Here is a 2,949-nt window from a genome sequence, read left to right on the forward strand (position 1 = left end):
AGGTGCGGGCCTGCACCCGCGCCCGCACCCTCGTCGGCCGTGGTGGTCAACGCGAGCATGCAGCTCGCCGCGAACGGCAGCTACCAGGTCAACGCGCCCGGCACGGCCGCGCTCACGCTGACCCTGCCGGCCTCGCCCCCGGTGGGCAGTACCGTGAGCGTGACCGGGGTCAGCCCCACGCAATGGGCGCTGGCGCAGAACGCCGGCGACACCGTGTCCACGCTGGGCCTGCCGGGCGACATGGCGCCGGGTGCGCAATGGACGCCCCGCCTGAACCCGCGTGTCTGGCACTGGCTGTCCAGCAGCGTGGACGGTGAGGTGATGCTGGCCGGCGAGGCCGCCGGCGGCACGCAGGACACCTCCCTGGATGCCGGCCAGACCTGGACCGCCGGCAACAGCCCCTCCAGCATCTGGATCAACTCGGCCATGTCGGCCCGCGGCGAGCGCCTGGTCGCGCTGCAGTACGGCGGCGGTATCTACCTGTCCACCGACAAGGGCGTCACCTGGACCCGCGCGACCGACCCGCTGGTGAACAATCCCTCGGGCATGGCCTTCCAGGGAACAGCAATTTCGCAAGACGGCCAGCGCATTGCCGCCACCGTACAGCCCGCGCCCGGCACATCCGTGCCTAATGGGGAAATCGTGCTGAGCCAGGACGGTGGCACTACTTGGCACGCGGCCGCGCTGCCGGCGGGCGCCCACTGGTGGCGCGGCATCGCCATGTCCAGCACCGGTCAGGTGATCGTGGCCGTGGCCAGCAGCGGCGAGGTCTACCGCTCCAACGACGGCGGCGGCACCTGGACCGCGCTGTCGGTGACCGTGAGCACTACCAGCTATGTGGAGTCCTGGTACCGCGTCGCCATGTCCGCCGACGGCAGCACGCTGGTGATCATGGCCAACGCCTATGGCGGCTCCTCGGGTTCCGGCGTGTTCGTCTCGCACGACGGCGGCGCCACCTGGACCCGTCCCTACGTGCTGACCGCCGACTACACCGAGGCATCGGTCTCGGCCGACGGCCGCACCATCGCCGTGAGCGTCTCCAACACCGGGGCTACGCCGGGCCGCATCCTGCTGTCCACCGACGGCGGCGCCAGCTTCCAGCCGGTCGCCATGCCGGGCACGGACACCGACTGGCGGGCCGTGACCGTGTCCGCCGACGGCGACCAGCTGGCCGCCGCGACCGGGCGCTTCGACAACAACACCGTGGGCCAGCTGTACACCAGCCTGGGCCACCGCAGCACCGTGGGCACGTCCGGTGCCATCACGGGGGCCGCGGGCGACACCGTGGTCCTGATCTACCAGGGCAGCGGCCGCTGGGCGGTGCAATCGGCCGGGGGGCCGGCATTCGCGGTCCGCTGAGGCGGCTTTCGAACTGCGGGCCGATCGATGTCCAAGGCCACCCGCGCCTCGATGGTCGACGCGGCCTCTCCGGCCGACAGAGTTTATCCAGCAAGCCGACAGCGCCATCGCCAAGTATCGACCCGGCTATTTACGGGCCACACGGCGCTGACGTTCTTTTTTTGGCCGGCTTCTGCAACCAGCCCGACTTCGTTGAGGTCTTAAAGCAACTCAAGGCAACGCAGGTAGGTGAATCGGGAATTTTTATGGTTGTTTATCCGGTTTGGAAGTTTGAGGTTGCCGGCGGTTGGGCGATTCCTAGTCTCTCAAACCCATCCGGGAGAAAAACGCGAAAAAACCTGTTGAACGCGCATGCAGCTGCTGCAATCGCTATGGGCAAAGTGATCGACAGTGTTGGTATTCGGCGTCCCCGGAATACGCATCAGCGCTGGAAAACCTCAAGTTGTAGGTCGCCGTTTCGACTCATGGAGCGCTCTCCTTCGCGCAAGACCTGCAGCAGGTACTTCCCGTACCCGTTCTTCTTCAAGGGCTCAGCCAACTTCTGCATCTGCACGTCGTCGATGAAGCCGGCGCGCCACGCGATTTCCTCCGGGCATGCAATCTTCAGGCCCTGCCGATGTTCCAGCGTGGCGATGAACTGGCTGGCCTCCAGCAGGCTCTCGTGCGTACCTGTGTCAAGCCACGCGTAGCCGCGCTTTAGGATTTCGACGGAGAGCTCGCCCTGCTCCAGATAGGCCTGGTTCACCGTGGTGATCTCCAGTTCGCCTCGCGCGCTGGGCTTCACCGATTTTGCGATGTCAACTACTTTGCTGTCGTAGAAGTACAGCCCCGTGACCGCATAGGGGCTCTTGGGCTGGGCCGGCTTTTCCTCAATGCTGGTGGCCTTGCCCGCAGCGTCGAAGGCCACGACGCCATAGCGCTCAGGGTCATTCACGTGATAGGCGAACACAGTGGCGCCGCTGGCCTGCTCGTCGGCCTTACGCATGAGGGGCGCGAGGTCGTGGCCGTAAAAGATGTTGTCCCCCAGCACCAGAGCGCTTGGGCCGTTGCCAATAAACTGCTCCCCAATCAGAAAAGCCTGCGCCAGCCCGTCCGGGCTGGGCTGCACCGCGTATTTCAGGTTCAGCCCCCATTGCGATCCATCACCGAGCAGCTGCTCGAAGCGCGGCGTGTCCTGCGGCGTGCTGATGATGAGAATGTCCCGAATCCCCGCCAGCATCAGCGTCGAGAGCGGGTAGTACACCATCGGCTTGTCGTACACCGGCAGCAGCTGCTTGCTGATGGCCAGCGTGGCGGGGTGCAGGCGCGTGCCCGAGCCACCGGCCAGGATGATGCCCTTGCGTCGTGTCATGTGAAGCTTTCCTCTCCGGGTCGCAGAACCTCCGCCAGCATGCGCGCCACGCCGGTTTGCCACTCGGGCAACACCAGTTCGAAGGCCTGCCGCAGCTTGCTCGTGTCCAGTCTTGAATTGAGGGGCCGGCGCGCCGCGGTAGGGAACGTGCCGGTCGGCACGGGGTCCACCGCGGCAGCATGTGCCTTGAGTTGTACGCCCGCCCTGGCCGCGTTCTCCAGCACGAAGCGGGCATAGCC

3 protein-coding genes are annotated in these 2,949 nt (G+C 66.3%); 1 reads left to right on the forward strand and 2 read right to left on the reverse strand.

Annotation, left to right across the window (positions count from 1 at the left end):
- On the forward strand, positions 1 to 1,359 hold a 1,359-nt coding region (locus tag IM725_RS19790; RefSeq protein ID WP_227753983.1), incomplete at its 5' end, for a WD40/YVTN/BNR-like repeat-containing protein.
- Positions 1,360 to 1,780: 421 nt separating this feature from the next.
- Here the strand turns inward: IM725_RS19790 and rfbA are convergent.
- Both rfbA and IM725_RS19800 read right to left on the reverse strand, forming a co-directional pair.
- Positions 1,781 to 2,710, reverse strand: coding sequence for a glucose-1-phosphate thymidylyltransferase RfbA (gene rfbA / locus IM725_RS19795; RefSeq protein WP_193782359.1), 930 nt, complete (start codon positions 2,708 to 2,710; stop codon positions 1,781 to 1,783).
- The coding region (locus IM725_RS19800; RefSeq protein WP_193782360.1) for a sugar nucleotide-binding protein at positions 2,707 to 2,949 on the reverse strand (243 nt) is incomplete at its 5' end. The genes rfbA and IM725_RS19800, both read right to left, overlap by 4 nt.

This window comes from Ramlibacter aquaticus (genome assembly GCF_015159745.1).
GTDB classification, from domain to species: domain Bacteria; phylum Pseudomonadota; class Gammaproteobacteria; order Burkholderiales; family Burkholderiaceae_C; genus Ramlibacter; species Ramlibacter aquaticus.

Bases quoted from the DNA above. Each gene is read 5' to 3' on its own strand.
- rfbA (WP_193782359.1), bottom strand. From the start codon at position 2,710: ATGACACGACGCAAGGGCATCATCCTGGCCGGTGGCTCGGGCACGCGC.